We start from the raw sequence: 25,242 nt of genomic DNA, 5'->3' as shown, positions 1-25,242 counted from the left end.
ACACTCCCTGGACCGTCGCTGCTTCGCCAAGGACAACTTGTGAAACACAAGTGCGGCGGAACGATTACCCACCCCTCGTTCATAATTCGCGCTCGTAGCCATAGTTCTTGGTTCGGCTACGCTCACGCGCAGCCGCCTGCTATCTGGCGATGGCGAAGCGTTGATACGCAGCTTGACGCGCTCGAGTTTGCGCACTTTCGCGGCGCCATGCGCGTGCGCGCTGGGTGCGTCGTCGCTCGTTGCGGTCTACTGAGGCCGCCACGATGTCGGGCAGCAGCCGCAGGTCGGTGTTTGCGGCGACGATGTGCATGGTGTGGGCGCGGTCGTCATTGGCAAGGATCCTTCGGAAGTGTTTTGTGGGAGTGCGTTTGGTGCGACCGGCTGGGGGTGCCAGCCCTGAAGTGGGGCGGGCGGGGCTCGAACCCGCGACCAACGGATTACCAATCCCGCTATCCCGACAGTACCCGCTACTCCCTGACTATCGTTGCGCAACAAACGGATTGAGTTTTCACAACACTAGCCGAATCCGGCCAATTCGGGTTGTTTCCCGGCCATTGGCGGTGAATAAACGGTGACCGCCAACTCCGCCGATAACCACTACACGAAGACACCCGCCGCTGGCACCATCGCGCGCGACACCGACTCCCAGACCGCAAGGACCGGGCAGGTGCCGTGAACAGGCTTTTGGCGGACCGAATGCTGTGTTGTGGGCGCAGTTGAGCAAGCAACTGTCGTCGGCGTCGTCGTTAGAATTGCGTGATTTAGGCGTCCTGAGCAGCTGTATTCCTTCCGCGACTCTTCGGGCCATGCAGGGTGTCCGATACGGCAGCCCGGCGGGTTGCGAGCCATGCGTCAACGAGTTGGGCATGTTGCTACCTGCGCCGCGTGGATAAAGAAAGGCGCCAAGGTTGGTGTGTGTCGAGCTGACTCAGGAGGCTTGCGCAGCGTCGAGAATCGCCGAGAACTCCCCGCTGGTCCGCAACTCGATCTTGAACTCGGCTGCCTTTCCCCGTACGGCGTCATCGTCAGAAACCACCACCCACACGGGACCGAAGAGCATGCCCTCATCGCATCCCTGCGCATCCAGTGCGCACGCGACGATGAGCGGGTCGGCGTTGCCGCGGTTGGCGTAGACATCAACGAGCTTGGTATCGGCGTAAGGGACTGTGGCCATCACTGTGATCAAGTATCGGAGAACATTGGTGGTCGTCTCGTACCTGCATGCTTTGAGTTCACCTATGTCTGGAAAACCCCTGGCCTCATAGAGCACTTCGTCCGGAATGTGGCAGTGGGTGCGAAAGAACACGCCTCCCCGTTGGTTCTTCGACAAGACGGACAGCGCGTTGCTGTCGACCAAGTACTGGTGGTCGGTCAACGCACTGCCGCTCGGAAGTCTTCGATCTGGGTGGGTTTGATGTGGTTGAGGCACACCGACCGGCAGAACTCCTTGCGGGAGAGCTTCTGCGAGTCAAGTGCGCCGAGCATCCGGACCGAGAACTCTCGGCCGTTGTACTTGCGGACGGCATTCACGGCCAGCGGAGACCGCATGCTGGGCTTGTCGCGGCGGCCGTACTCCCGCGCCAGTTCGTCAAGGTAGGACTTTGCGCTTTCGCCGGCGAACATGTTGAGCCGCATGGCTCTTACCGTCATCGCGCTCGGAGTCACATTGAACTCGTCGGCTAGGGCCTTCACATCTTCTAGAGACGCAAGGTTGTGGACACGGATGTCCGCGGCAGGCATGAGGATCTCACCGACGATGTCGTACTCACGGCCTACGTTCGGACCAATGCTGCTTCCGTCGTACGTGACCGGAGCGAAGATCCTGCGTGCGACGAGTACCGCGAGCAGCGTCAGCGTAAAGATACGGCGGCCGCTTGGTTCTTGATCATCGCCAGGGTCGCCTCCTTTGAGGAAGATGTACGGAATCTTGTTGTCCTTAACGGTCAACCCGCTGAACTTGACCTTCAGCCGCTGAGGCATCACAGTGCTGGCGCTTTGCGAGATGAGGATCTGCTTCGCCTCCATATGGGTTATTAGGTATGCCAGCATCGCATCCTTATCCCCCACGGAACGCATTGCATCGCGAGTGAGGCCGAGCGCACGCATCAGCTTGTCGGCGTCAGACTTGACGCTGCTACCGGGCTTAGCCAGAAGACCGATAATGGCATTCCTGGCCAGCGTTGCGTCGTGCTTCTTGAGCAATTCCTGCTTTCGCAGCAGATCCTTTAAAATGAGTTCGATGTCGCGCAACTGCACGATGTCGCGCGAGTTCACCGAGAACGTCGTCTTCGTCAGACCGGCCAGCAGCTTACGAGTCTTGGCCGCAAGCTGCCACTGCACCAGGGGAGGCGGCGCGAAGAACAACGAGTACGGGATCTCTCCGTGTCGGGCTAACTTTACGAGGTCGGTGAATGAGATCACCCCGGCAGAAAGCGCCTTGCCATAGGCGACGTAGGTGCTGGCGACGGAATCCTCCAACAATGCCGTGAACACAGCGCGGTCGATTGGCGTCGCCGTGCCGCTAATGAGCACGTCTATGCTCATGAATTTCCCACCGCGCTACCATATCGCCTGTCTCCAGCAATTCAGCCTCCGCGACTGCTCAGCGCTGAACAAGGGCGTGTTGCGCGACAAAATGCATCGACCGTCACCCCAGTCGGCGCTACGTTAAGAATATTGAGCCATGCCCTACCACCTTCAGGAGTAGTGACCATGACGCCAGGGAAGCGCGACATGTCGGCACTCGCACTGGAACTAGTCGGCGAATTCTCAAAGCTCCAGGTCGTGGCTGACCATTTGGTCAGCCTCTACGTCGAAAAACACGCGCCCAGTCTGGCAGCGTTTCTCAACGAGGAGAATGTTCTCACCCGACTGCCTGACCGTCAAAGACCGCGACTCGTAACGGCTATCGCCAAAGAGCTAGGCACGGCGGCTGATGTGTCCAACTTTGGAGACGTATTCGACCGAGTCAAACACGTCCGCGATTTCGCGGCGCACGGCACTTACACGGAGCGGGTCGGCCCCAACAAAATCGTGCTCTGGAATAACTACATGACAGGCCCCAGTATCAAGCGGACCGGGATCAGGAAGAGCGGAGCCTCACTTGTGGTCACTCGCTCGCTCCTCACCAATCGTCTCCGGGAATCTCGCTGGCTGATCCAGCATGTCCACTTCATTACCGGATCAAGCGACCTGACAAATGGTGTTCATATTGGCGGCGTGCCAGTCCGTTTCGCCAAGCCGCCCGCGCGACCCTCGGACTGGAACGGTGAACTGTTCGCATCGTGATTGGGCGAAGCGCTTATCGGAAATTATGTTGCCGGCCGTACCCCCAAGGAGCATTGGAGGACGGAGCCGATTCCTCATGAATCTGGTCTCACCTGCCATCCCCTCCATCGGGTTTGACAGGATTTGAACCTGCGACCACTTGACCCCCAGCCGGACGTAAGCCGAATTTCGTTGTCTCACAATAGCTGTCGACACCACCTGACCAGCGATAACCGCATCCTCGCGGTCCCCCGACGACTCCTTCAGTTCGGTCCCAGTTGTGACAACGTTGTGACAGCGGCTGCGATCGCGTACTCACTTTGAGCGGCTCGGGAGTGTTTGTTGTAGTGCCGAACCGCCAGCAGCTGGCGTGTAAATCCGAGCCAGACGGTCTAGCGCGTTCCATGCACTGTCATCGTGTCGTGAAATGCCCAGTTCGGCGGTCGGTTCGCGTCCACACTGTCCCAGGATTGTCGTGCTGTGTTTGCACACTCTTGGCACAACAGGGGTTGGGCCTTAAGGACCTGCGCGGGCCTAAGCAGGGCTTTCCCACGGTTCCCTGTCAGGTTTCGAACCCGGACCCGCTGATTAAGAGTCAGGGGCTCACGCGAGGACGGCCCGGTCAAGAAGCCTTGTCGCGCGCGACGTACAGGGCCCCTGGATCGGGGCGGTTGTCCATGGTTAAGAACGCAGCCGCTCAATGTCAACCGAGGCGCCGCCCTCGACCGACATCGGACGTGATGCAGACGCCATACGCAGAAATCCTCGGGCCGCGAGCTACGTTCAGGAGCGTGGCTCTCACAGAAAACGATCTCGAACAGGTCGCAGTTGAACTGATTGATATCGGCGAGTTCGTTGTGACTAAGGGCGCAGATGGCCAACCGGGCGTTTGGCAAGTGGACGCCAAAAAGCTCGCGTTCAACCCGCAAGATGGTCAGATCGTGGAGCTAAGGCCGGCAGCGCGCACGGATCAGCGTGCCGTATCGGGCATTAAAGCACCGCTTGGCACGTTGGTTCACCGAGTCCGTCATCGCTCGTATGAGGCTCTAGGCCGGTTAGCCGCAACAGTCCCGGTTTTAGACCCGGATCGTGTCGAAGAGACGGCGGAATCGACGCGGGCAACGTTCGCCTGGCGCCGCTTCTGGACCGCAACCGCGAGTGACCCGCGCAATGAAGGCACGCTGGATCGACATATTGCAAGATGCACGGTTCGTGTTGGACGCGTTGCGTCATCAAATCACGAATGCACCTCGCCCAAATAAATTCACTCGTGGAACGGGACCGGGTTTATGGACGATCCAACCGGGGCGTATGGTACGTGAGTACGATGCAATGCATCTCCCTCCTGGATGTCAGTTAGATCGCGCACTTAGTGATGTCGTCGAGGATGTACGGGAATTTCTCGATCAACCGCCGCCGTGGAGCACGAATCAAGTCGCGGCAGACCTTAGCCTTATTGTTCCCGCGATCGATGCCGCTATCGGACGTATGAGGCTTATGGAACCAGATTCAGAAACGGTGTCGGAACTCGTAGACGATCTCGAGCGCAACTATCTTTTGTCGCTCGCCGTGACGCTGACCGGCCAAGGAACCATAGCCAGGACTCTGGCGGAGTGGGAGCAGGGTAAGAAGGGTGACTACCTCGATATTGCCTCGTTTCGCCTCGTCAGCGAGGGCGGCCCAGGCCGGTTGCACATGCGGGATATACACGAAGCCACGGACGCCGGGATCACGACCTTTCTCATAGGCCAGGGACTCCGCTCCCGTGACAAATATCCGGAAGTCCAGTACATGCTCTATAGCCAATGGTTTACATACATATATGCCCTGTGGGAGGAGTCGTATCGTCGACGACTCGCAACGGCACACGGATCAGACAGTGATGGCGCGTCCTGGACTCGCTTCGATATCCGGAGCCCCTTGTTTGGCGACATACGGAACATCCGAAATGACGTTGTCCATAAACACGGAGTCGTCGATGCTAGCGCCGGTAACGGCCTACTCAAGTGGTTTGCCGATGGGCAAAAAATCGAAATATCACTCGAGCAGATGATGTCGCTGGTCAGCCTGTTTCCTCGCCAAGAGTTGCTTGCGGCCCCTGTGCGGGCCCAGCCGGGGAACCCCCAAAACCTGCCGTGGTCTGTCGCGCCTGAACTCGTGGACGAGGTCCGCGAGATCGCTAGCTCTCGCGCAATGACGCGAAGGCAGAGCCGGGACATAGGAAACGAAGCACTGAGACTCTGGATCGCGAGCCATCGCGAATAAGACAGTTCATTCCGCGGAGGTGCTCTCTAACCGAGCAGGATAGGGCGTGACAGATAGAAATGAGTGGCGGGGAGTCGAACCACTGTCCTTGTCGATCCCAGTAAAGAAAATCCTCACCGCGGCCTACTCGGGTCAATCAACCCGGCCCGCACCAACGCCCGATAGGCCGCCCGACTCCGAGACCACCGGCACCACACCACGCTTGGCTAACTCGAACACCAACCGCAGCGGCCCCCAATACGGGCGCGAGCGCCGCAATTCCAACAGCGCAGCCTCGACCACGGCCGGCATCTGATGCGGACACGACACCGGCCGATGCGAATGATCCACCAACCCCTCAAGACCCTGCGCCTCATACCGGGCCAACCAGGAGTGCAGCGTCTGGCGCGAACTCCCACCTTCTCGGCAACCTGCGACACCGAAAACCCATCGGCAATCACCGCCAACACAGCCGCATACCTCTGCTCGGCCACGCTCAACTCCCTCATCTAGGGAGTGTCAAGGATCAACCGAAGTAACTGTCAACCATCAGCCGAAACACCGTCAGGCATCACCCGAAACAGAAATGTCAAGCATCAGCCGAAGTCACAAGACAATAGGTGGGGCGGGCGGGGCTCGAACCCGCGACCTACGGATTATGAGTCCGCGGCTCTAACCAACTGAGCTACCGCCCCTGGTGTGGCACGACGTCGACCTTAGCGCCAGCACCGATCGCAATGCGGTGGTGTGCCTGAGTTGGTGCCGCCACTAGGCGGCCCGGCTCCCCCGCCCGAGGCGACGATTAGGGCGGAGGCGGAAGAGTCCTGATCTCGCGGGACCCGCAGCTGGCGCGGTAGCTCTCATAGCCAGGGTGCGGGGGTATTCGACCGAAGCATCGCATCAGTGGCGCACTGAACCGCTCCGACCGCGGACGGCGCCCGCCCGACGCCTCAGCTCGCCCACTGCTAAGCGATTGCTAGAGGCCACTTCGTAGATCCGCGATGATCGTTACAAGCTATCGGCGCGAATGATGGCACCAGCAAACTCCTCGGGCGCCTCCTGCGGGACATTGTGCCCGACGCCATCGAGGATCACGTGATCGTACTTGCCGGCGAACCTTTGTCGGTAAGGCAAGCCGCTCTTGGCTGCACCGTCGAAATCGGTGCCGATGGTGATCGTCGGGACTGTAATCGCAGGACTGGGTTTAAGTTTGGCATCGAGGTCGTTGTAGCGCGCTTCGCCCTGGGCCAGGCCGAGCCGCCAGCGATAATTGTGGACCACCACGTCAACGTGGTCGGGGTTGGAAAACGCCGCGGCCGTCCGAGCATAGGTCGCGGCATCGAAATTCCAGGTGGGCGAGGCGGTGTGCCAAATCAGCTCGTTGAATTCGGAAGTATTCTGCTGATAGCCGCGCCTGCCGCGGTCGGTGGCGAAGTAGTACTGATACCACCAGCCCAGCTCCGCCCGCGGTGACAGTGGCTGCTGGTTGGCTTCAAGGTTGACGATGAGATAACCGCTGACCGACACCAGTGCCTTGGTGCGCTGCGGCCACACGGCGGCGACAATGCAAGCGCTACGCGCACCCCAGTCGAAACCGCCGATCACCGCGGTCTCGATCCTCAAGGCATCCATGAAATCGATGACATCAGTTGCCAGCGCGGCTTGTTGGCCGTTACGAACGGTACTCTCGGATAGGAACCGAGTGCTGCCGAAGCCACGCAGATACGGCACCAAAACCCGGTACCCCTTGGCGGCCAGCCGGGGTACTACATCAAGGTAGCTGTGGATGTCGTACGGCCAACCGTGCAGCAGGATTACCGGCGGCCCATCAGGTGGTCCGTCCTCGGCGTACCCGACATTCAGTAGGCCAGCGTCGATTTGCTTTAGCGCCCCGAAGGACGTCCGTGGTGCCGACGCGGGACCTGCCGTCGTGGACCGCGCCGCACGCGAACCCATAGAACACGCAGCGACGCCTGCTGTTGCCGCCACACCGATACCCTTTGCGAAATCACGACGATTGATCACAGCCTCATTCCTTCCAGGCAGAGAGTGTGCGCGTGGTGGGCGCACGAGTTTTCCGACAAGACAGGTCGTTGCGGATCGTCTTCTGTGGCGGCATAACATTCAGATCCACTTCGTTGGTACCCAATCATCGACCTGGCCCGTCAACCGGACAACTGTCGCGACGAGTTCATGGCACGATTACAGAACCGCCATTTGTAATATGTTATACTCCAACATATTTCGGCCACACGGTCAATGCTATTCGATCACAGCTGGCGGGGCGGAGGGACCAGACGCCGGCAACGTCTTACAACGTTGGCGCGATCTAGACGGTTGTTGACGCGCATTGAGTCCTGGCCGCTTCGGATGCCGACCACAGTAATCTCATGGATTTTCGTCAACCCCTCAACCCGACTGCTGCGAGGACCACCGAATTCCGCCGAGAAAGGAGCGATTGGTGCGCCAATCACTAGTACTCGCACTATGGTCGGCGTTGGCCTTGGCAACGTTTATTTTGGGGCGTAGCACCGTGATGCCTGCTACAGCGACCACCGAGAGTGCCCGTGACGTGCTCGGCCCGCCGGCAGTCGTACCCCTCACCGCACCGCAGCCACCAGCGAAGATCGTTGTTGACCAGCCGGTCCCCGAAGCACTAGCCAAAGGACAGGTTTTCATCCAGTATCGAGCCGAGAACCTGCGCATTGAACCGGTGTTCGGCCCAAACGCACTCGCCGTCACACCTCGGATCGGCCACATTCACGTAACTCTCGACGACGCTCCGTGGCACTGGGCTGACGCCAGCGGTGAGCCGCTCATCATCGTCGGGCTGCTACCCGGGCCGCACAAAATCGATGTGATCCTGGCTGACGCCAACCACCATCTTCTCGACCGTGCCGCCGTTAGCTTCGTCGTACCCGACATTAGCGAACAACACCCGCACTGAATCGCAATCTGCTGGCACGCAACCAATTCCAGCGATCCCGACTCGCAATTCGGACCGGAGTCCACTGTGATGATCTGAGTGCCGTGACGTTAGACGATCTGTGCTGACGGCCAGATTCGACTGATGACGAGGCAATATGGCGATGAGCGAACTTCCCGAATGGGCGCGAGCACTCCGACTATCTCGCCATCCCGAGGGCGGGTGGTTCAAGGAAGGGGAACACCAACGCGTTCGGATCGTCGGGTAGCTCATCCGAAGCCCTGACGGCGCACTTCAACAGGGCGCCGCAATCTGCGCTCGGCGGGCGCGTGCTGTGCTGCAGGCCGTTACGTCTGCGGATCCGGCGGGACCGCGTGCCGCGGCTGGTACAACAGTGCACGAACCAGCGGGCGCGGCCCGACGGACCGAAGCATCTGGCTGGCCGGGCGGACCCGTACCCGCTTCGGCCACCAGAACCAGCGTCCCATCACCGTCATGATCGACGGCGTGATGAGCGTTCGGACGACGAAGGTGTCGAATAGGAGGCCGATGCCGATCGTCGTGCCGAATTGGCCGATCGCTCGGAGATCGCTGGTGATCATCGTGCCCATGGTGGCGGCGAACACCACACCGGCGGCAGTCACCACCGGGCCGGTAACACCCATGCCGCGGATGAGTCCCGTTTTCAGGCCGGCTCCGATCTCCTCCTCGATCCGGGACACCAGCATCAGGTTGTAGTCCGACCCCACCGCCAAGAGCACGATTAACGCGAATTCGGTTGCCACCCAGTGCAACTGGAAATTAAGAAGATGCTGCCAGATCAGTGTCGAGAACCCGAAGGCGGCCCCCAGCGACATCACGATCGTGCCGACGATGACGCCCGCGGCGACCAATGCACGGGTGACGATCACCATGATGATGAAGATGAGCACGATCGAGGCCACCCCGGCGATCATCAGGTCGTACTTGGCGCCGTTGGCGATGTCGTAAAACGTTGCGGCCGTACCGCCGAGGTAGATGTCGGCGTTCTGCAGCGAGGTGAGTTTCAGCGCCTCCTTGGCCGCTTGGCGCTCCTGATTGACGGACGCGATTCCCTCGGTCGTCGCCGGATCCACTGCGTGCGTGATGATGAAGCGAGCGGCCTTGCCGTCCGGCGACACCATCAATTTCAACCCCAGCTGGAAGTCCGAGTTCTGGAAGATTTCGGGCGGCAGGTAGAAGAGGCTCTCCACCTGAGAATCGTTGAAGGACTTGCCCATCACGGCGTTCGTGTCGGTGAGCCGGTCGAACTGATCGATCAGGCTGTCGAACGTGCTGTAGATGGTCAGCGTCGTATCGCGGATCGACTTCGAGACAGCGATATTCTCAGGAATAATCGCCAGCAGTTCGCGCGTGGATCTCGCCGTGTCGGTGAGGTCTTTCGTGAGTGTGTGGAAATGCTCGGCGAGCTGATCGAACCCGTCCAGGGCGTCGAACAGGCTTCGTAGCGACCAGCACATCGGGATGTCGTAGCAGTGCTTCTCCCAATAGAAGTAACTGCGAATCGGTCTCCAGAAGTCATCGAAATCAGCGATGTGGTCCCGGATTTCATCCGTGATCGCCGCCGTCTCGCCCGTGGTTTTCGAGCTGTCGTCCGCCGCGTTCGCGAGATCCTGGGTCACCTTGTACTGGCGTTCTAATAGGGCGATCTGGGTGTCGAGGAAACCGGTGATCTTCTTGATGTCGCCGACACGGGCCCTCAGGTAATTGAGGTTGTCGCGGATGGGCGCGCTCTGCACACTGAGCTGGAACGGAATGGATCCGTCTTGAATTGGCGGGCCGAGCGGCCTGGTGATGCTCTGCACCCGTTCGATGCCGGGCACCCGGAAGATGGCTCCGGCAATCTTGTCCAGGACCAGCATGTCGGTGGGATTGCGCAGATCGTGGTCCGATTCGACCATCAGAAGATCCGGATTCAAACGTGCCTGGGTGAAGTGTTGATCGGCCGCGGTGTACGCCTGAACTGAGGACGCACTCTGCGGTAGGTAGTACAGGTCGTTGTAGCGCGGGTTGAAGCCCATCAATCCCATTGCGCCGACAATCGCCAGGATGACGGAGGTGGCGAGGATGGGTGCCGGCCACCGCACGATGGCCGTCGCCAGGCGGCGCCACCGGGTGTAGTTGAACTTTCGCTTCGGATCGAAGAGACCGAAGCCGCTCGCGAACACGATCAGCGCCGGTGTCAGGGTCACCCCGGCGGCCACCACCACCAGCAGACCGATTGCGCACGGAAACGCCAGCGAACTGAAGTAGGGCAGCCGAGTGAAATGCAGACAGGCCAGCGCCCCGACGATCGTCAACCCCGAGCCCATCACCACCTTGGTAACCCCGGCGAAGGTGTCGTAGTAGGCGGCTTCGCGGTCTAGTCCCCGCTCGCGCCCCTCCTGGTAGCGGCCCACCATGAATATCGCGTAGTCGGTCCCGGCCGCGATGGCCAGCGCCGTCAGCAAGTTGACGGCAAACGTCGACAGCCCCATGATGCCGGTGTCGCCCAACAGCGCTACCACGCCTCGGCCGGTGGCCAGTCCGACGAACAGAATCACCATCGTCAGCAGCACCGTGCCGATGGACCGATAGACGAACATCAGCATGATCGCGATGATGATGACGGTGATGATCGTCATCTTGAACAGGCTCGCGTTACCGACAACGATCGTGTCGTCGGTCAGGGCTCCCTGACCCGCGACGTAGGCCTTCACCCCCGGCGGCGGCTTTGAGTCCGCGACGATCTTGCGAACCGCGTCGACCGACTTGTCGCCGACGGCGCCGCCCTGGTCGCCGCGCAGGTTGACCTGGACGTAGGCGGCCTTGTGGTCGTAGCTCTCGACACCCGAGGACGTGAAGCGCTGCCCCCAGAAATTCAGCGCATGTTCGACGTGTTGGGTGTCCTGCTGCAGCTTCTTGACCAGATCGTCGTAATAGTGGTGAGCGTCCTCCCCCAGAGGTTTCTCACCGACCAGGGTCACCAGGACGAGGTTGTCGGAGTCGTACTCCTTGAATTTCTCCCCGATGTGCTTCATCCCGGTCACCGAAGGCGCGTCGGAGGGCGAGAGCGGCACCGAGACGTCCTCGGCAACCGCCTCCAACTGTGGGACGAAGACGTTGACGCCGACCGCGATCAGCAGCCAGATCACGATGATCGGCAGCGCCAGGATGCGGATGGTGCGGGCGATCCGCGGTTTGCGCTCAACTTCGGTGCGCTGCGCGACGGGGATTTCGTCCGTGTCGCTGGCGTCGTCGCTCACGCGGATTTGTCCAGGCAGGAAACCTGCGCGTCGCGCGTGTTGGCCTGTTGTTGATCGACCAATTTGCCGTCGACGGTGATCCGGCAACCGATGGAGGGGCTGTCACCTTGGGCGACGACGTACGCGAAGATGCCGGGCATCTCGGCGACTATCGTCTGCGACCACGGCAACGTGGTGAAGTTGGCCTTCTGCGGTTGTGCATCCGCATCCATCCAGTTGACGACGCCTGTTGTCCCGGGCGGTCCCAGGATTTCGTAGATGGCGGTTTTGGCCGCGTACGGCGGCGTCGCATCCCGGGGATCGGGCTTGGGAACGCCGGGACCTGGGAAAACGCCGTTGAGTCTGTCCACTGCAACGCCGCCGATGATCAGTGCCGCGACCACGACCAGCAGAACCCATGTCCGCTTCAGAAGCCTTAACACCGCGCCCCCCGATTAGGAATGCTCGACTGGCTGATATTAAGGCATTTCGTCGCGTCCGCCACCGCTAGTCGTACGCCGTAGCTGCCGGTTTAATTCCTGCGGTGCGCCGTCGGGTCGGAGCCGCGCCGCCCGCCCGGGCCGCACCTCTCGTTGCTGCTCCGCCTGATCAAGTTTGCTATGCGACGACGTGACGCCCGGGTGGGCTACTCGCGCGTGGACAGCAGACAGCGACGCTCAACAGAGCGATACGCACAACCGTGTGTAGAAAGTCAGCGCCTCATAGGAAATCGCCTGTAGCGCATAATGGTTCCATGTCTCCGACTCAACAACTGTCTCCGCGTGCCTTTCGCCTTGACCTGCGGCGATAGCGAGAATCGGAGACGGCCGAGTTAGTTTCAGAAAGTAATTAATTCGCTGGAATTACACGCCATTTGTTTTGCGTGACGTTGATTGTTGTCGATCTGAAACGGGCACCGATTTTAGGCCAATCGCGCGTACCCTGATCGGCATGGCTACCAATACCAAGACCAAGGCCAAGGTCAAGACCTGCGTGCATTGCGGTCACACGTTCGACCCGAGCGACCGATGGCGCGACCTGTCCGATCCGGCCTGGGATCCGGCCGCGTCAGTTTATTGTTCGCGTGAATGCAGTGACCGGTACCACTGCGAGATGGTGCATTGCTGCTCGACCCACGTGAAGGGGAAGGCTCAGCGCGAAGCCGCCAAGTCGGCGCGCTGATCTGCGCTTGCACTAAATTAACGGACTCGTCATTTTCTGCAGTGAATTGGCCTGTTTGAAGCCTAATTCCCGACCATCGAGTCTTCACGATGCATGTCGGATCGGTGCACTCTGACGGCTCAGTCGTCGATGTGCGTTGGCGGGTCAGCGTAGGCGAGACCCAAAGGGTGCTGGTCAGGGCCCATCAATTTGCAGTCTGGGGTCCATTGGTAACTGGGGCCGCTGTGCGATGTGGTAATTACCACGCAACGTTGCCAGGTGCCGTCCGGCTGGACGGGTCCATCGCACTTGCTGGCAACGAGTCCTCCGTACTGGCATCCGGCGCTGGCCGCCGGCGCCGAAACGATCAGCCCTCCGGCCATCAGCACAGCAGCCAGTCCTCCGACGATGCGGTGCTTCATGGTCGTCCCCCGTCACATCGCCATGATGCCGATGCGCTCAGCTGAATACCGTCTGACCGTCGACGTCGAGCAGGTAGCGCTCGGTGCCGCTCTCGACCCGGGGAGCGTCCCCGCCCAGCGACACCGCAACCTTGTTGCTGGCGTTACGCATGACATCAAAGGTGAGTTCGACGGCTTCGACCTCGGAAAACCGAGCGCGCACCTCGGCGACAACGTCGGCGTCGAGGTGCGCCGGCGTCCAAATTAGCCCATCTGCATACCGCAGCGCTGCTTTTGCGCGATCATCGAGCATCTTCGACTCTTCGAACCGCGCGATGTCGTCGTACAGCGTCTCCGAACCCCCGGCATCCAGCGCCCTGCTCTCCCGCACCGATTTGCACAGTCGGCAGTTGTGCTGAGCCGCGCCGCGCAGCCGCACCACCTCGGACGTCACCGGGTCAAGAGCGCGCATCGCGCCTACCGCGGGCAGAAAGCGGTTGAACACGACATCGGACGGATCCGTAGCGTGATCCCATTCGATCGGTCCGCGCGTCCATCCCAGATATTGCGCACCCACATCTAGCGCTTCGAGCCCCGCCCGCATCCGCGGGACGAAGTCGGCCAGGTACATCGCCACTACGACACCAAAGGTGCTGTCCCCCAACGACTTGAACAGGCGTGACCGCTGCTCAGCGGTGATCGCTGAAACGTCGGTGCTGAACTGCTCGGCGAACTCAGCGACGACGGCCTCGGCCTCCGATTCGGGTTCGTCTGCCGCAATCTCAACGGGCAGCGGCGGCAGCGACAGCGTCTGCGCGCACACCCGCCGCACCAGACCGACCACGCGAGCGTCGCCGGGAGATCCCGGAGACAGCGCCACCAACTGCGTCAGCAGATTTTCTCGAACCGAAACCGGAGCCGCCATGCCCGATACGTTACGACTACTGCGCCTGGCTCACGGACGACATGTGGAAATCCGGGATCCGCAGCGACGGCATCGCCGCCCGGGTGACCCAATCCCCCCACTCCCGCGGCAGGGTCTTCTCGCTGACGCCGGCCTCGGTCGCGCGGCGCAGCAGATCCAGCGGGCTCTCGTTGAAGCGAAAGTTGTTCACCGCGGCGGTGACCTCGCCATCTTCGATCAGGTACACCCCGTCGCGGGTCAGCCCGGTGAGCAACAGCGTGGTGGGATCGACCTCGCGGATGTACCACAGCGTGGTCAGCAGCAGGCCCCGCTCGGTGCCGGCGATCAGGTCGGCGAGGTCGGGTTCCCCGCCGGTCATCACCAGGTTGTCCGCCGCGACGGCGACCTTGGCGTCGAATTTGGCGGCGGTGGCCCGCGGATAGGCCAACGCGTTGATCACCCCGTCGCGGATCCAGTCGACCTGGTTGATCTCCATGCCGTTGTCGAACACCGACACGGTCTCCGAGGAACTGCTCGCCGCCACGAACGGCGTACAAGCCAACCCCGGTGCCATCGGATCGGAGAACAACGACAACGGCAAATCGGTCAGCCGCTCCCCCACCCGGATCCCGCCGCCCGGCGCCGAGAACGCGGTCCGCCCCTCCTGCGCACCCCGGCCGGCCATCGACCAGCCCAGGTAGATCATCATGTCGGCCACCGTCGACGGCGGCATGATCGTCTCGTAGCGCCCCGCCGGTAGCTCCACGCTGCGCTCGGCCCAGCCCAGTCGCATCGACAGGTCCTCGAGCAACGAATCGGTGGGCACATCAACGAAATCGGGCGTTCCGATGCCCGCCCATGCGCTGGCGTCGCCGCGCTTGCCGTTGATCTCCACCGCGCCGGCGGGCTGGGTGAAACGCCGGCGCAGCCCGGTCGAGGACGCCAGGAACGTCGTCGAAACACTATGGTGGGCAAAGCCGTACAGCCGGTCGGCGCCCCGGAACCCACGGCTCAACGACCCGGCAACGTCGGCGAACACCTCGGCCCCGGTACCGGAGACCGGCGCATCCCAATCCGCAGGCACCCCGGTATCGGCCAGCAGCGGCGCGGCATCACCGGCCTCCGGCGCGGAACGGGCCGCTTCCTGCGACGCCGCCACCAGACCCGGGATCACCCGCGGGTCCACCTCGGCGGACACCACCGTACCGATGAACGCGCTAGTGGCCTTGCGCACAATCGAAATGACGGTGATGTTGCGGCTGACCGAAACCCCGTTGGTGGTCATCGAATTGCCCGCCCAGCGCAACGTCGCCTCGACCTTGTCGGTGACCAGCACCATGGTCTCGTCAGCGCGGCCCTGTTTCGCCGCCTCGCCCAAAACGATGTTGACGACGTGCTGCGCAGTGATCATCGACCGCCCTCGGTCCGGGTGTTGAGCACGTTGACGCCCCGGAACAACGCCGACGGACACCCATGGCTGACCGCGGCGACCTGACCGGGTTGCGCCTTGCCGCAGTTGAACGCACCGCCCAGCCGCCACGTCGACGGCCCGCCCACGGCTTCCATCGAATTCCAGAAATCGGTCGTGGTGGCCTGATAGGCCACGTCGCGCAACTGGCCGTCCAGGCGGCCGTCGCGGATGCGGAAGAAACGCTGACCGGTGAACTGAAAGTTGTAGCGTTGCATGTCAATTGACCAGGATTTGTCGCCGACGATGTAGATGCCGTCCTCGACCCGGCCGATCAGGTCGGCGGTGCTCAGGTCGTCGGGGCCGGGCTGCAGCGACACGTTGGCCATCCGCTGAATCGGCACGTGGTGCGGCGAGTCGGCATACGAGCAGCCGTTGGAGCGCGGTTGCCCGAGCCGCGGCGCGAACACGCGGTCGAGTTGGTAGCCGACGAAGATTCCGTCGCGCACCAGATCCCAGCTTTGCGCCGCCACTCCTTCGTCGTCGTAACCGACAGTGGCCAAACCGAATTCGACGGTGCGGTCGGCGGTCACGTTCATCACCGGCGAGCCGTAACGCATGGTGCCCAGTTTGTCCGGGGTAGCGAACGAGGTTCCCGCATAGGCGGCCTCGTAGCCGATGGCGCGGTCATATTCGGTGGCGTGGCCGATGGATTCGTGAATAGTCAGCCACAGGTTGGTCGGGTCGATCACCAGATCCCTAACGCCCGCAGTCACGCTGGGCGACTTGACCTTCTCGGCAAGCAGCACCGGCACCTGCGCCAACTCGTCGGTCCAGTTCCACACCTCGTCGCCGGCCAGCCCTTCCCAGCCCCGGCCCATCGGCGGTGCCAGCGTGCGCATCGAATCAAAGCTGCCCGCCGCCGGGTCGACGGTGACCGCCTCCAGCGCCGGCATGATCCGCACCCGCTGCTGGGTGGTCGCGGATCCGAAGGTGTCGGCGTAGAACGTCTGCTCCTTGACCGCGGTCATCATGGCCGAGACGTGGTCGACGCCGTCGGCGCTCAGCAGCCTCCCGGAGTACTCCTCGAGCACGGCGATCTTGTCGGCCGCGGGAATGTCGAACGGGTCGATCCGGTAGTTCGACACCCAGGTGGCGTCGGCGTACGCCGGCTCGGGCGCCAGCTCGACGCGTTCGGTGTTCAGCACCGCCAGCGTGGTGGCCACACGTACCGCCCGGCGCGCGGTCTCGGCCGCGACCGACGGCGCCAGCTCGGCGTGGGAAGCGAATCCCCAGGTGCCGTCAACGATGACCCGCACCGCCAGGCCGACCTCACGGCTGACCACCGCTGTCTCGAGCTCGCCGTCGCGCAGCTGGATGATCTCGGTGTTGATGCGGTGAATTCGCAGGTCGGCGTAGCTGGCCCCGGCCGTGGTGGCCGCCGACAATGCGGCTTCGGCGAGCTCGTGTCGCGGCAGGTCTAGGAAGTCGGCATCGATCCCCCGATTCGGTGTCACGGCTCCACCGTATCGACCGTGCACTCCAAACCCTGCGGAGCCCGCTTTAATAAGCTGCATGGCCAGCGCCGCACCCAAGAGTCAGCCGCGATCCAGCGTGCTGGCCTACGGGCTGCTGGCGCCGAGCCTGTTCGGTGTCGTCACCTTCTTGCTGCTGCCCATCCTCGTGGTGATCTGGCTCAGCCTGTACCGCTGGGATCTGCTGGGCCCGCTGCACTATGTGGGCCTGGCCAACTGGCGCTCGGTGCTGGCCGACTCCGACTTCGCCAACTCTTTGATCGTCACAGCGATCTTCGTGGCGATCGTGGTCCCGACGCAGACCGTGCTGGGACTGCTGGCCGCCTCCATGCTGGCCCGGCTGCTTCCGGGGACAAGCTTCTTTCGCACGGTTTTCGTGCTGCCGTGGATCTGCGCGCCGCTGGCGATCGCCGTGTTGTGGCGTTGGATCCTGGCTCCGACCGACGGCGCGATCGCGACCCTGCTGGGACACAGCATCGAGTGGCTGTCGGATCCCACCTTTGCGCTGCCACTGGTGTCAGCGGTCGTCATCTGGATGAACGTGGGCTACAACTCGCTGTCCTTCCTGGCCGGCCTGCTCGCGATTCCCAACGAGATCCACGCCGCCGCGCGCACCGACGGCGCCACTGCGTGGCAACGGTTCTGGCGCATCACGCTGCCCATGCTGCGGCCCACGATGTTCTTCGTGCTGGTGACCGGGATCGTCAGCACGGCACAGGTTTTCGACACCGTGTACGCGTTGACCGACGGCGGACCTGGCGGCAGCACCGACCTGGTGGCCCACCGCATCTACGCCGAGGCGTTCGGCTCGGCGGCCATCGGGCGAGCGTCGGTGATGGCGGTGGTGCTGTTCGTGATCCTGGTGGGCATCACCATCGTTCAGCATCTGTATTTCCGGCGGCGGATCACCTATGACCTCGTCTAGCCGCGTCGGGAACGCAATGATCTACACCGGCCTGGCGGTGGGTGCGCTGATCACGTTGCTGCCCTTCGCGCTTGGCCTACTGACCTCGTTCACCTCGGCGCACCAGTTCGCGACGGGTACGCCGCTGCAACTTCCGCACCCACCCACGCTGTCCAACTACGGCGACCTGGCCGGTGCCGGATTCGGCCGCGCGGCGGCGGTGACCGCCTTGATGACGGCGGTCGTGCTGGTCGGTCAAATGACATTCTCGGTAATGGCAGGCTACGCATTCGCGCGCCTGACCTTCGCCGGCCGCGATGTGCTGTTTTGGGTCTACATCGCGACGCTGATGGTGCCCGGGACGGTCACCGTGGTGCCGCTGTATCTGATGATGGCCCAAGCGGGGCTGCGCAATACCTTCTGGGCTTTGGTACTGCCGTTCATGTTCGGCTCTCCGTACGCGATTTTCTTGCTGCGCGAGCACTTTCGCCAGATCCCCAACGACTTGATCAACGCTGCGCGCCTCGACGGCGCCAACACGCTGGATGTGATCGCTCATGTGGTCATCCCGTCCAGCCGGCCGGTGCTGGCGACCCTGACGCTGATCACCGTGGTCTCGCAATGGAACAACTTCATGTGGCCGCTGGTGATCACCAGCGGTCACAAGTGGCGAGTGCTCACCGTGGCTACGGCCGAGCTGCAGTCACGCTTCAACTCGCAATGGACGCTGGTGATGGCGGCAACCACGATCGCAATCGTGCCGCTGGCCCTGCTGTTCATCGCTTCCCAGCGACACATCGTCTCCACGATCGTCCTCTCGGGTGTCAAGTGAGCCGGCCGCGCTTCTCCACGCTCGCCGCGGGTGCGCTGGGACTGGTCGCGGTGCTGCTGGCCGCGATCGCCGTGCTGTTGAACTACTCCGGCGAGCCCCACGGCAACAAAATCGTGGTGCGGGTACGGATCTGGGGCACCCCGATCGCCGAGGCCTACCGGGAGTCGTTCGCGGCATTCAACCGCACGCATCCCAACATCGAAGTTCGTATCAACCTGGTGGCGTACTCGACGTACTTCAACACGCTGCGCACCGACGTCGTGGGCGGCAGCGCCGACGACATCTTCTGGCTCTCCAATGCCTACTTCGCGGGTTACGCCGACAACGGCCGGCTTCTGAACATCGGCAAAACCCTGAGCGACGACGAGATTTCGGACTGGGAACCCGCGGTGGTCGACCAGTTCACCCGCCGCGGAGCGCTGTGGGGTGTGCCGCAACTGACCGACGGCGGCATCGCCGTGTACTACAACGCGGATCTGCTCGCCGCCGCCGGCATCGATCCCGGTCAGCTGAACAGCCTGCGCTGGGATCCCAACGGCGACGACACGTTGCGCCCGCTCGCGGCCCGGCTCACCGTCGATGCCAACGGAAATCGTGCGGGCACGGCGGGTTTCGACCCCGGCCGGGTTCGGCAGTGGGGCTACAACGCGGCCAACGACCCGCAGGCGATCTACCTCAACTACATCGGCTCGGCGGGTGGGGTGTTCCAGCGCGGCGACGAGTTCGCGTTCGACAACCCCGGCGCCATCGCGGCCTTCCGCTACCTGGTGGGTCTGATCAACGTCGACCACGTCGCGCCACCGGCCTCGGACACCAACGGCAACGGCGATTTCTCCCGTAACCAATTTCTGGCCGGCCGGATGGCGCTCTTCCAGTCCGGCACCTACAACCTCGCGGCGATCGCGCGCGACGCGCGCTTCCGCTGGGGTGTCGCGATGCTGCCGATCGGTCCCGCGGGCCGGATCAGTGTCACCAACGGCATTGCGGCGGCCGGCAATTCGGCTACCAGGCATCCCGACGCGGTGCGTCAGGTGCTGGCTTGGATGGGTAGCAACGAAGGCAACGCCTATCTCGGCGATCAGGGCGCGGCGATCCCCGCGGTGCGGTCAGCCCAGCAGGTCTACTTCAATTACTGGGCGGAGCGCGGCGTCGACGTCACATCCTTCTTCTCCGTACTGGAGGGCCCACGCATCCCGGCACCGGGCGGCGCCGGCTTCGCCGCCGGAAACACCGCGGTGCAAAGCTATTTCGACGAGATGTTCCTCGGCCGCGGCGACGTCGCGACAACCCTGAGCCAGGCTCAGGCCGCGGCCAACGCCGCCGCTCGTCGTTGACGACCCTAGCCCGGCAGCACCAACACCGGCACCGAACTTTCGCGGATGATCTTCGCGCTGCGGGACCCGAGAAACACCCTGCGGATGTCGCCGCGCGGTGACGTGCCCAGTGCGAGAATCTCGCCGTCCTGCCAGTCAGCGTTATCGATCGACTCTTTCCAGGTGCCGCCGGTGGACACCTGCAGCGCGACGTCCTCGCTGACTACTCCCTCAGTCTTGAGGTCTTGCAGGATTTCCCGCGCTTGGGACGCCCAGGCCTCCAAGATCGAATCCTCGACCTCGGACCCCACCTCCGGTGGATACATCGTCTTGCCGCGAACCGCGAAGGTCAGCACCCGAACAGGCACTCCGAACCGCTGCGCGGTCTCGAAACACCCCCGCACCACGTCAATCGAATCCGGCGTAGCGGAGTAGGCGCAGGTGAGCCTGGTCAATTTGCCCGCGTGGGAACGGTATTCGGGAGGGCTGAGCGCCACCGGCACGGGCGACGCATGTAGCAGCCATTCGGCGGTCGAGCCGATCACGACTTGACCGCGTCCACCGCTGGGCAACGATCCCAGCACCAGGATCTCGCCGCCGAATTCCTCGACCACCTCGATCAACCCACCCGACACCGACCGGTGAGCGCGGTGGACGAAGCTGACTCCGATCCCGTCGGCCAAATCATCGAGATGGCCCGCGGCCTCCTTGGCGGATTCGGCTGCCAGCTGGCCCGCCCAGTTTTCGTACTCGGCGTCGACGCGGGCGAGCGACGGTGTCGGCCATGGCGCAGGCACGATCGTCGCCACCGTCAGTGAGGTACCGAGCGTCCGCGCGATACGCACGGCCAGGTACAGCCCGGACAGGCCGAGATTGCTGGCCCGGTAGCCGACGACGACGGTCACAACGCCTCTTCAGCGGCATTGTTGAGCGCGCTGTGGTGACGACCCCATAGGAAGTAGAAGATCAATGCGAGGAAGATCCACCCGCTGAACGCGATCCAGGTGTACCAGTGCAAGCTGACGAGGATGTACCCGCATGCCAGCACCGAAAGCACCGGCGTGACAGGGTAACCGGGCACCTTGAACGCGCGCGGCAGGTCCGGCTCGCGCACCCGCAGGATGATCACGCCGATCGCCACAACGATGAACGCGGTCAGCGTGCCGATGGACACCATGTCCGCCAGCTTGTCCAGCGGGACGAGGCCGGCCAACGCGCCGGCCGCGATAGCCACGATCACGGTGTTGGTCACCGGGGTCATGGTGCGCATGCTCACCGACGCAAATCGCGTCGGTAGCAGCCCGTCGCGACCCATCGCGAACAAGATGCGGGTCTGGCCGTACATCGTGATCAGCGTGACGGTGAAGATCGAGATCACCGCGCCCGCGCACAGAATCGTGCTGGCCCAGCCTTGGTGCGTGACGTTGTCGAGGATGGTGGCCAGTCCGGCGTCCTGCTGCCCGGCGAAGTTCTGCCACGGCTGGGTGCCGACGGCGGCGAGCGCGACGAGAACATAAACGATGGTGACCGTCGCCAGCGCCGCCATCAGCGCTCGCGGCATCGTCTTCTGCGGGTCCTTCACCTCGTCACCCGCCGTCGACACCGCGTCGAGACCGATGAACGAGAAGAAGATGGTGCCCGCCGCCGAGCCGATGCCCGCAACACCGAAAGGGGCAAAGTCCTTGAGCTGGTTGGCGTCAAAAGCGGTGAATGCGATGATCACGAACATCGCCAGTACACCCAGCTTGATCAGCACCATGATCGCGTTGACCCGCGCCGATTCGCTGGCGCCGCGGATCAGCAACAGCGCACACAGTGCGATCAGGACGATCGCCGGCAGATTCAGGTAACCGGGGTCGGAATCCCACGGTGCGGCCGATAACGCATGCGGGATCTGGAATCCGAACAAATTGTGCAGCAGCTTGTTGACGTAGCCGCTCCAGCCGACCGAGACCGCGGCCGTGGCCACCCCGTATTCGAGCAGCAGGCAGGCCGCCACCGCCATCGCGACCACCTCACCCAGCGTGGTGTACGCGTAAGAGTATGACGAACCCGAAACCGGTACGGCCGACGCTAATTCGGCGTAACAGATGGCCGCTAGCCCGGCCGCAATCCCCGCGATGATGAAGGAGACGATCACCCCGGGGCCGGCTTCCGGCACCGCCTGCGACAGCACGAAGAAAATGCCGGTGCCGACCGTCGAGCCGACCCCGAACATGGTCAGCTCGAACGCTCCGATGCCGCGTTTGAGGTGGTCTGCGGCCCCGTGCGCGACGGGCGCGCCGGTCACCGGGCGGCGCCGCAGCATCTGTGCTGTCAGGCTGATCGAGCTGGCTGGCAAATCGCGCCCCCTAGTGCTGGATCAGCTGATTATGCTGCCTCCCGCAATACTGCGGCGAACTGGTCAACGGCCCAATCAATTTCCTGCTTGGTAATCACCAGCGGCGGTGCGAACCGCAGCGTCGAATCGTGGGTGTCTTTCACTAGCACACCACGCTCGGCCAAACGCAGGCTGATCTCCTTGCCGGTGGCCAGCGTGGGTTCGATGTCGACGCCGGCCCACAGGCCAAAGCCGCGCACCGCCACGACACCGTCGCCGATCAAGTCCCGCAAGCGCCGATGCAGGTGTGCGCCCAATTCAGCTGAGCGGGACTGGAATTCACCCCGCGCCAGCATGGCAACCACCGTGGTACCGATCGCCGCGGCCAACGGGTTGCCGCCGAACGTCGAGCCGTGCTCGCCGGGATGCAGCACGCCGAGGATCCTGCGGTCCGCGACAACCGCCGACAGTGGCATCACGCCGCCACCCAGCGCTTTACCAAGTAGATACACGTCCGGCACCACGCCCCAGCGGTCGCAGGCGAACGTGTGGCCGGTGCGCGCGAGTCCCGACTGAATTTCGTCGGCGATCATCAGCACGTTGTAGTCGCTGCACATCGCACGGACTGCCGGCAAGTAGTCATCGGGCGGGACGATGATGCCCGCCTCGCCCTGGATCGGCTCGAGCAGCACCGCGACGGTGTTCTCATCAATCGCTTGATGCAGTGCCGCGGCGTCACCGAATGGCACCGAACGGAATCCGGGGGTGAACGGACCGAAACCGCCCCGCGCCGTCGGGTCCGACGAGAAGCTGACGATACTGATCGTGCGTCCATGGAAATTGTTCTCGGCCACGATGATGTTCGCGCGACCCTCGGAGATGCCCTTAATGTCGGCGCCCCACTTGCGCGCAACCTTGAGGCCACTCTCGACGGCCTCGGCGCCCGAGTTCATCGGCAACACCATGTCTTTGCCGCACAATTGGGCAAGCGCAGCACAGAACGGACCGAGATTGTCCGAATGGAAGGCACGGCTGACCAGCGTGACGGCGTCAAGTTGGGCATGGGCTGTCGCGGTGATCTCGGGGTTACGGTGCCCGAAGTTGACCGCCGAGTACGCGGCCAGGCAATCCAGGTAGCGCCGGCCGTCGACGTCGGTGATCCACGCGCCCTCGGCGCTTGCCGCCACCACCGGCAGCGGCGAATAATTATGCGCTGCATACTTTTCGACGAGTGCGATCGCGTTCTCGGTTCCGTCGGCAGCCACCGAGGTCGGGTCGTCGAGAATCGTCATTGAAACACCTCCAATGTGCAGCACTTGACCGAACCGCCCCCTTTGAGCAGCTCAGAGAGATCGACGCCGACGGGCTCGAAGCCCGCTTCCCGCAACTGGGCGATGAAACCCGTTGCGGCAGAAGGAAGCACGACATGCAGGCCGTCGGAAACCACGTTGAGGCCCAGCACGTAGGCATCCGCGCTCCCCACCACCATAGCCTCGGGGAACAGCGCGTGCAGCTGCTCCTGTGCCGCCGCGCTGAATGCCGGAGGGTAAAACGCGATCGTGTGATCGTCGAGAACGGCCAGTGCCGTATCGAGGTGGTAGAACCGCGGGTCCACCAGCTCGAGCGAAACCACCGGCATGCGCAGCGCCGCGGAGATCTCGGCATGTGCGCGCCGGTCGGTGCGGAAGCCATAACCCGCCAACACCATTTCACCGACCATCAGCAGGTCGCCCTGCCCCTCGTTGACGTAACGCGTCGTCACCGGCTGATAGCCCATCGACGACATCCAGTCGGCATAGGCCGTCGCCTCGGCGGCGCGCTGCTCGTAGCGGAATCGGGCCACGATGGCGACGTCGCCGGCGACGAACCCGCCGTTGGCGGCGTAGACCATGTCCGGCAGGCCGGGTACCGGCTCGACGATGTCCACCTGGTGACCGAGCCGTAGGTAGGTCTGGCGCAGACCCTCCCACTGCGCTTGCGCGACCTCGACGTCCACGGGTGTGCTCACGTCCATCCAGGGGTTGATGGCGTATTCGACCGCGAAGTAGGCCGGCGGCGTCATCGCATACCGACGTGTCTGAGCTGTTCCGGACCGGTTGGCCGCGGCGTCTTGCCATGCCGCGGGCGCGGCGCGAGGCGCCGGGTCGGCAACATAGTAATCCGTCATAGATCAACCATATTTGGCCGCCGCCACACAATCAAACGCCGATTCTTGCGTGTCTATCAGCGATTTATTGCGCTAGAGTAGTGGATCCAACGATTTGTTGCGTACGACGGGACGGGAGCGCGATGGACCGGCTGGACGACACCGACGGGCGCATTCTCGCCGAGTTGACCGAGCATGCGCGGGCCACCTTCGCCGAGATCGGCGAGAAGGTGAATTTGTCGGCGCCGGCGGTGAAGCGTCGCGTTGACCGGATGCTCGACAATGGCGTGATCAGGGGCTTCACCACGATCATCGACCGCAACGCGCTCGGCTGGAACACCGAAGCTTACGTGCAGGTGTATTGCCACGGCACGATTGCGCCCGATCAGCTGCGGGCGGCATGGGTGGACATGCCCGAGGTGGTCAGCGCGGCGACGGTGACCGGTACGTCCGACGCCATCCTGCATGTTCTGGCCCGCGACATGCGCCACCTCGAGTCGGCGCTTGAACGCATCCGGGAGAGTGCCGACATCGAACGCAGCGAAAGCATCGTCGTGCTGTCAAACCTCATCGACCGGATGCGGACCTAGCGAACGGTCAGGGCGCCGCCTGGCACCG

22 protein-coding genes, 1 tRNA gene and 1 pseudogene are annotated in these 25,242 nt (G+C 62.9%); 9 read left to right on the top strand and 15 right to left on the bottom strand.

The features are described from left to right. Positions 1–928: 928 nt before the first annotated feature. The gene (locus tag ACTXG5_RS15540; RefSeq protein ID WP_445159656.1) at positions 929–1,375 is read right to left on the bottom strand and encodes a hypothetical protein; all 447 of its coding nucleotides are present in this window, start codon (positions 1,373–1,375) and stop codon (positions 929–931) included. After that, a complete protein-coding gene (locus ACTXG5_RS15535; RefSeq protein ID WP_445159655.1) occupies positions 1,372–2,544 on the bottom strand; it encodes a hypothetical protein in 1,173 nt (390 codons plus the stop codon). The genes ACTXG5_RS15540 and ACTXG5_RS15535 overlap by 4 nt, the downstream gene beginning before the upstream one ends. Before the next feature lie 168 nt (positions 2,545–2,712). On the opposite strand from ACTXG5_RS15535, the gene ACTXG5_RS15530 reads away from it, so the two are divergent. The 3 genes from ACTXG5_RS15530 (at position 2,713) to ACTXG5_RS15520 (ending at position 5,532) form a co-directional block, all read left to right on the top strand. Beyond that, positions 2,713–3,288: a hypothetical protein gene (locus ACTXG5_RS15530; protein ID WP_445159654.1), complete on the top strand. Its 576-nt coding sequence runs from the start codon at positions 2,713–2,715 to the stop codon at positions 3,286–3,288. Between the two features lie 770 nt (positions 3,289–4,058). Then, on the top strand, positions 4,059–4,529 hold the full coding sequence (locus ACTXG5_RS15525; protein WP_445159653.1) for a hypothetical protein: 471 nt from the start codon (positions 4,059–4,061) through the stop codon (positions 4,527–4,529). 70 nt (positions 4,530–4,599) lie between these two features. Further along, positions 4,600–5,532 (top strand): hypothetical protein, encoded by a 933-nt coding sequence (locus ACTXG5_RS15520; protein WP_445159652.1) that lies wholly within the window; start codon positions 4,600–4,602, stop codon positions 5,530–5,532. 125 nt (positions 5,533–5,657) lie between these two features. Here the strand turns inward: ACTXG5_RS15520 and ACTXG5_RS15515 are convergent. From ACTXG5_RS15515 to ACTXG5_RS15505, 3 genes and pseudogenes are all read right to left on the bottom strand, one after another. Beyond that, positions 5,658–6,020: pseudogene (locus tag ACTXG5_RS15515) on the bottom strand (helix-turn-helix domain-containing protein); the annotation flags it as partial. A 112-nt stretch (positions 6,021–6,132) separates the two neighbouring features. Continuing rightward, positions 6,133–6,206: transfer RNA gene (locus ACTXG5_RS15510), tRNA-Ile, on the bottom strand. Positions 6,207–6,519: 313 nt separating this feature from the next. Continuing rightward, positions 6,520–7,536, bottom strand: coding sequence for an alpha/beta fold hydrolase (locus ACTXG5_RS15505; RefSeq protein WP_445164439.1), 1,017 nt, complete (start codon positions 7,534–7,536; stop codon positions 6,520–6,522). Positions 7,537–8,047: 511 nt separating this feature from the next. Between ACTXG5_RS15505 and ACTXG5_RS15500 the strand changes: the two genes are divergently transcribed. Beyond that, positions 8,048–8,458, top strand: coding sequence for a DUF6130 family protein (locus ACTXG5_RS15500; RefSeq protein WP_445159651.1), 411 nt, complete (start codon positions 8,048–8,050; stop codon positions 8,456–8,458). A gap of 326 nt (positions 8,459–8,784) precedes the next feature. Here ACTXG5_RS15500 and ACTXG5_RS15495 read toward each other — a convergent pair whose 3' ends face one another. After that, positions 8,785–11,721, bottom strand: coding sequence for an MMPL/RND family transporter (locus ACTXG5_RS15495; RefSeq protein ID WP_445159650.1), 2,937 nt, complete (start codon positions 11,719–11,721; stop codon positions 8,785–8,787). Then, positions 11,718–12,143 (bottom strand): MmpS family transport accessory protein, encoded by a 426-nt coding sequence (locus tag ACTXG5_RS15490; protein WP_445159649.1) that lies wholly within the window; start codon positions 12,141–12,143, stop codon positions 11,718–11,720. Before ACTXG5_RS15490 ends, ACTXG5_RS15495 begins: the two co-directional genes overlap by 4 nt. A 508-nt stretch (positions 12,144–12,651) precedes the next feature. Here ACTXG5_RS15490 and ACTXG5_RS15485 point away from each other — a divergent pair. Then, entirely contained in the window at positions 12,652–12,882 is a 231-nt protein-coding gene (locus ACTXG5_RS15485) for a ferric uptake regulation protein (RefSeq protein WP_445159648.1), read from the top strand. 119 nt (positions 12,883–13,001) lie between these two features. On the opposite strand, the gene ACTXG5_RS15480 is transcribed toward ACTXG5_RS15485, so the two are convergent. From ACTXG5_RS15480 to ACTXG5_RS15465, 4 genes are read right to left on the bottom strand one after another with little or no spacing between them, the layout of a single operon-like run. Beyond that, the gene (locus ACTXG5_RS15480) at positions 13,002–13,283 is read right to left on the bottom strand and encodes a CDGP domain-containing protein (protein ID WP_445159647.1); all 282 of its coding nucleotides are present in this window, start codon (positions 13,281–13,283) and stop codon (positions 13,002–13,004) included. A gap of 37 nt (positions 13,284–13,320) precedes the next feature. Beyond that, positions 13,321–14,187 (bottom strand): carboxymuconolactone decarboxylase family protein, encoded by an 867-nt coding sequence (locus tag ACTXG5_RS15475; protein WP_445159646.1) that lies wholly within the window; start codon positions 14,185–14,187, stop codon positions 13,321–13,323. Positions 14,188–14,203: 16 nt separating this feature from the next. Beyond that, positions 14,204–15,577 carry a metallopeptidase TldD-related protein gene (locus tag ACTXG5_RS15470; protein WP_445159645.1) on the bottom strand — a complete coding sequence of 458 codons (1,374 nt, stop codon included), beginning with the start codon at positions 15,575–15,577 and terminating at the stop codon, positions 14,204–14,206. After that, positions 15,574–17,091, bottom strand: coding sequence for a TldD/PmbA family protein (locus tag ACTXG5_RS15465; protein ID WP_445159644.1), 1,518 nt, complete (start codon positions 17,089–17,091; stop codon positions 15,574–15,576). Before ACTXG5_RS15465 ends, ACTXG5_RS15470 begins: the two co-directional genes overlap by 4 nt. A gap of 58 nt (positions 17,092–17,149) precedes the next feature. Here ACTXG5_RS15465 and ACTXG5_RS15460 point away from each other — a divergent pair, with 58 nt between their 5' ends. The 3 genes from ACTXG5_RS15460 to ACTXG5_RS15450 are packed head-to-tail and all read left to right on the top strand — an operon-like array spanning position 17,150 to position 20,179. Next, entirely contained in the window at positions 17,150–18,034 is an 885-nt protein-coding gene (locus ACTXG5_RS15460; protein ID WP_445159643.1) for a carbohydrate ABC transporter permease, read from the top strand. Then, positions 18,021–18,845: a carbohydrate ABC transporter permease gene (locus ACTXG5_RS15455; RefSeq protein ID WP_445159642.1), complete on the top strand. Its 825-nt coding sequence runs from the start codon at positions 18,021–18,023 to the stop codon at positions 18,843–18,845. The genes ACTXG5_RS15460 and ACTXG5_RS15455 overlap by 14 nt, the downstream gene beginning before the upstream one ends. Next, on the top strand, positions 18,842–20,179 hold the full coding sequence (locus ACTXG5_RS15450; RefSeq protein WP_445159641.1) for an ABC transporter substrate-binding protein: 1,338 nt from the start codon (positions 18,842–18,844) through the stop codon (positions 20,177–20,179). The genes ACTXG5_RS15455 and ACTXG5_RS15450 overlap by 4 nt, the downstream gene beginning before the upstream one ends. Before the next feature lie 5 nt (positions 20,180–20,184). Here ACTXG5_RS15450 and ACTXG5_RS15445 read toward each other — a convergent pair whose 3' ends face one another. Genes ACTXG5_RS15445 through ddaH form a run of 4 tightly spaced genes read right to left on the bottom strand, consistent with a single transcriptional unit; the run spans position 20,185 to position 24,645 of the window. Next, positions 20,185–21,063 (bottom strand): universal stress protein, encoded by an 879-nt coding sequence (locus ACTXG5_RS15445; protein ID WP_445159640.1) that lies wholly within the window; start codon positions 21,061–21,063, stop codon positions 20,185–20,187. Further along, positions 21,060–22,499 carry an amino acid permease gene (locus tag ACTXG5_RS15440; protein ID WP_445159639.1) on the bottom strand — a complete coding sequence of 480 codons (1,440 nt, stop codon included), beginning with the start codon at positions 22,497–22,499 and terminating at the stop codon, positions 21,060–21,062. The genes ACTXG5_RS15445 and ACTXG5_RS15440 overlap by 4 nt, the downstream gene beginning before the upstream one ends. Positions 22,500–22,528: 29 nt before the next feature. Further along, the gene (rocD, locus tag ACTXG5_RS15435; RefSeq protein WP_445159638.1) at positions 22,529–23,770 is read right to left on the bottom strand and encodes an ornithine--oxo-acid transaminase; all 1,242 of its coding nucleotides are present in this window, start codon (positions 23,768–23,770) and stop codon (positions 22,529–22,531) included. Beyond that, positions 23,767–24,645, bottom strand: coding sequence for a dimethylargininase (gene ddaH / locus ACTXG5_RS15430; protein ID WP_445159637.1), 879 nt, complete (start codon positions 24,643–24,645; stop codon positions 23,767–23,769). The genes rocD and ddaH overlap by 4 nt, the downstream gene beginning before the upstream one ends. Positions 24,646–24,767: 122 nt before the next feature. Here ddaH and ACTXG5_RS15425 point away from each other — a divergent pair, with 122 nt between their 5' ends. Beyond that, the gene (locus ACTXG5_RS15425) at positions 24,768–25,214 is read left to right on the top strand and encodes an Lrp/AsnC family transcriptional regulator (RefSeq protein WP_313863507.1); all 447 of its coding nucleotides are present in this window, start codon (positions 24,768–24,770) and stop codon (positions 25,212–25,214) included. The last annotated feature ends 28 nt before the right edge of the window (positions 25,215–25,242 follow it).

The organism is Mycobacterium sp. Dal123C01, assembly GCF_052566995.1.
The sequence above is the reverse complement of the archived record's forward strand: the minus strand, read 5'-3'. Positions and strand labels throughout refer to the sequence as shown.

Bases quoted from the DNA above. Each gene is read 5' to 3' on its own strand.
- ACTXG5_RS15535 (WP_445159655.1), bottom strand. From the start codon at position 2,544: ATGAGCATAGACGTGCTCATTAGCGGCACGGCGACGCCAATCGACCGC.
- ACTXG5_RS15530 (WP_445159654.1), top strand. From the start codon at position 2,713: ATGACGCCAGGGAAGCGCGACATGTCGGCACTCGCACTGGAACTAGTC.
- ACTXG5_RS15520 (WP_445159652.1), top strand. From the start codon at position 4,600: ATGCATCTCCCTCCTGGATGTCAGTTAGATCGCGCACTTAGTGATGTC.
- ACTXG5_RS15500 (WP_445159651.1), top strand. From the start codon at position 8,048: ATGCCTGCTACAGCGACCACCGAGAGTGCCCGTGACGTGCTCGGCCCG.
- ACTXG5_RS15485 (WP_445159648.1), top strand. From the start codon at position 12,652: ATGGCTACCAATACCAAGACCAAGGCCAAGGTCAAGACCTGCGTGCAT.
- ACTXG5_RS15480 (WP_445159647.1), bottom strand. From the start codon at position 13,283: ATGAAGCACCGCATCGTCGGAGGACTGGCTGCTGTGCTGATGGCCGGA.
- ACTXG5_RS15475 (WP_445159646.1), bottom strand. From the start codon at position 14,187: ATGGCGGCTCCGGTTTCGGTTCGAGAAAATCTGCTGACGCAGTTGGTG.
- ACTXG5_RS15470 (WP_445159645.1), bottom strand. From the start codon at position 15,577: ATGATCACTGCGCAGCACGTCGTCAACATCGTTTTGGGCGAGGCGGCG.
- ACTXG5_RS15460 (WP_445159643.1), top strand. From the start codon at position 17,150: ATGGCCAGCGCCGCACCCAAGAGTCAGCCGCGATCCAGCGTGCTGGCC.
- ACTXG5_RS15455 (WP_445159642.1), top strand. From the start codon at position 18,021: ATGACCTCGTCTAGCCGCGTCGGGAACGCAATGATCTACACCGGCCTG.
- rocD (WP_445159638.1), bottom strand. From the start codon at position 23,770: ATGACGATTCTCGACGACCCGACCTCGGTGGCTGCCGACGGAACCGAG.
- ddaH (WP_445159637.1), bottom strand. From the start codon at position 24,645: ATGACGGATTACTATGTTGCCGACCCGGCGCCTCGCGCCGCGCCCGCG.
- ACTXG5_RS15425 (WP_313863507.1), top strand. From the start codon at position 24,768: ATGGACCGGCTGGACGACACCGACGGGCGCATTCTCGCCGAGTTGACC.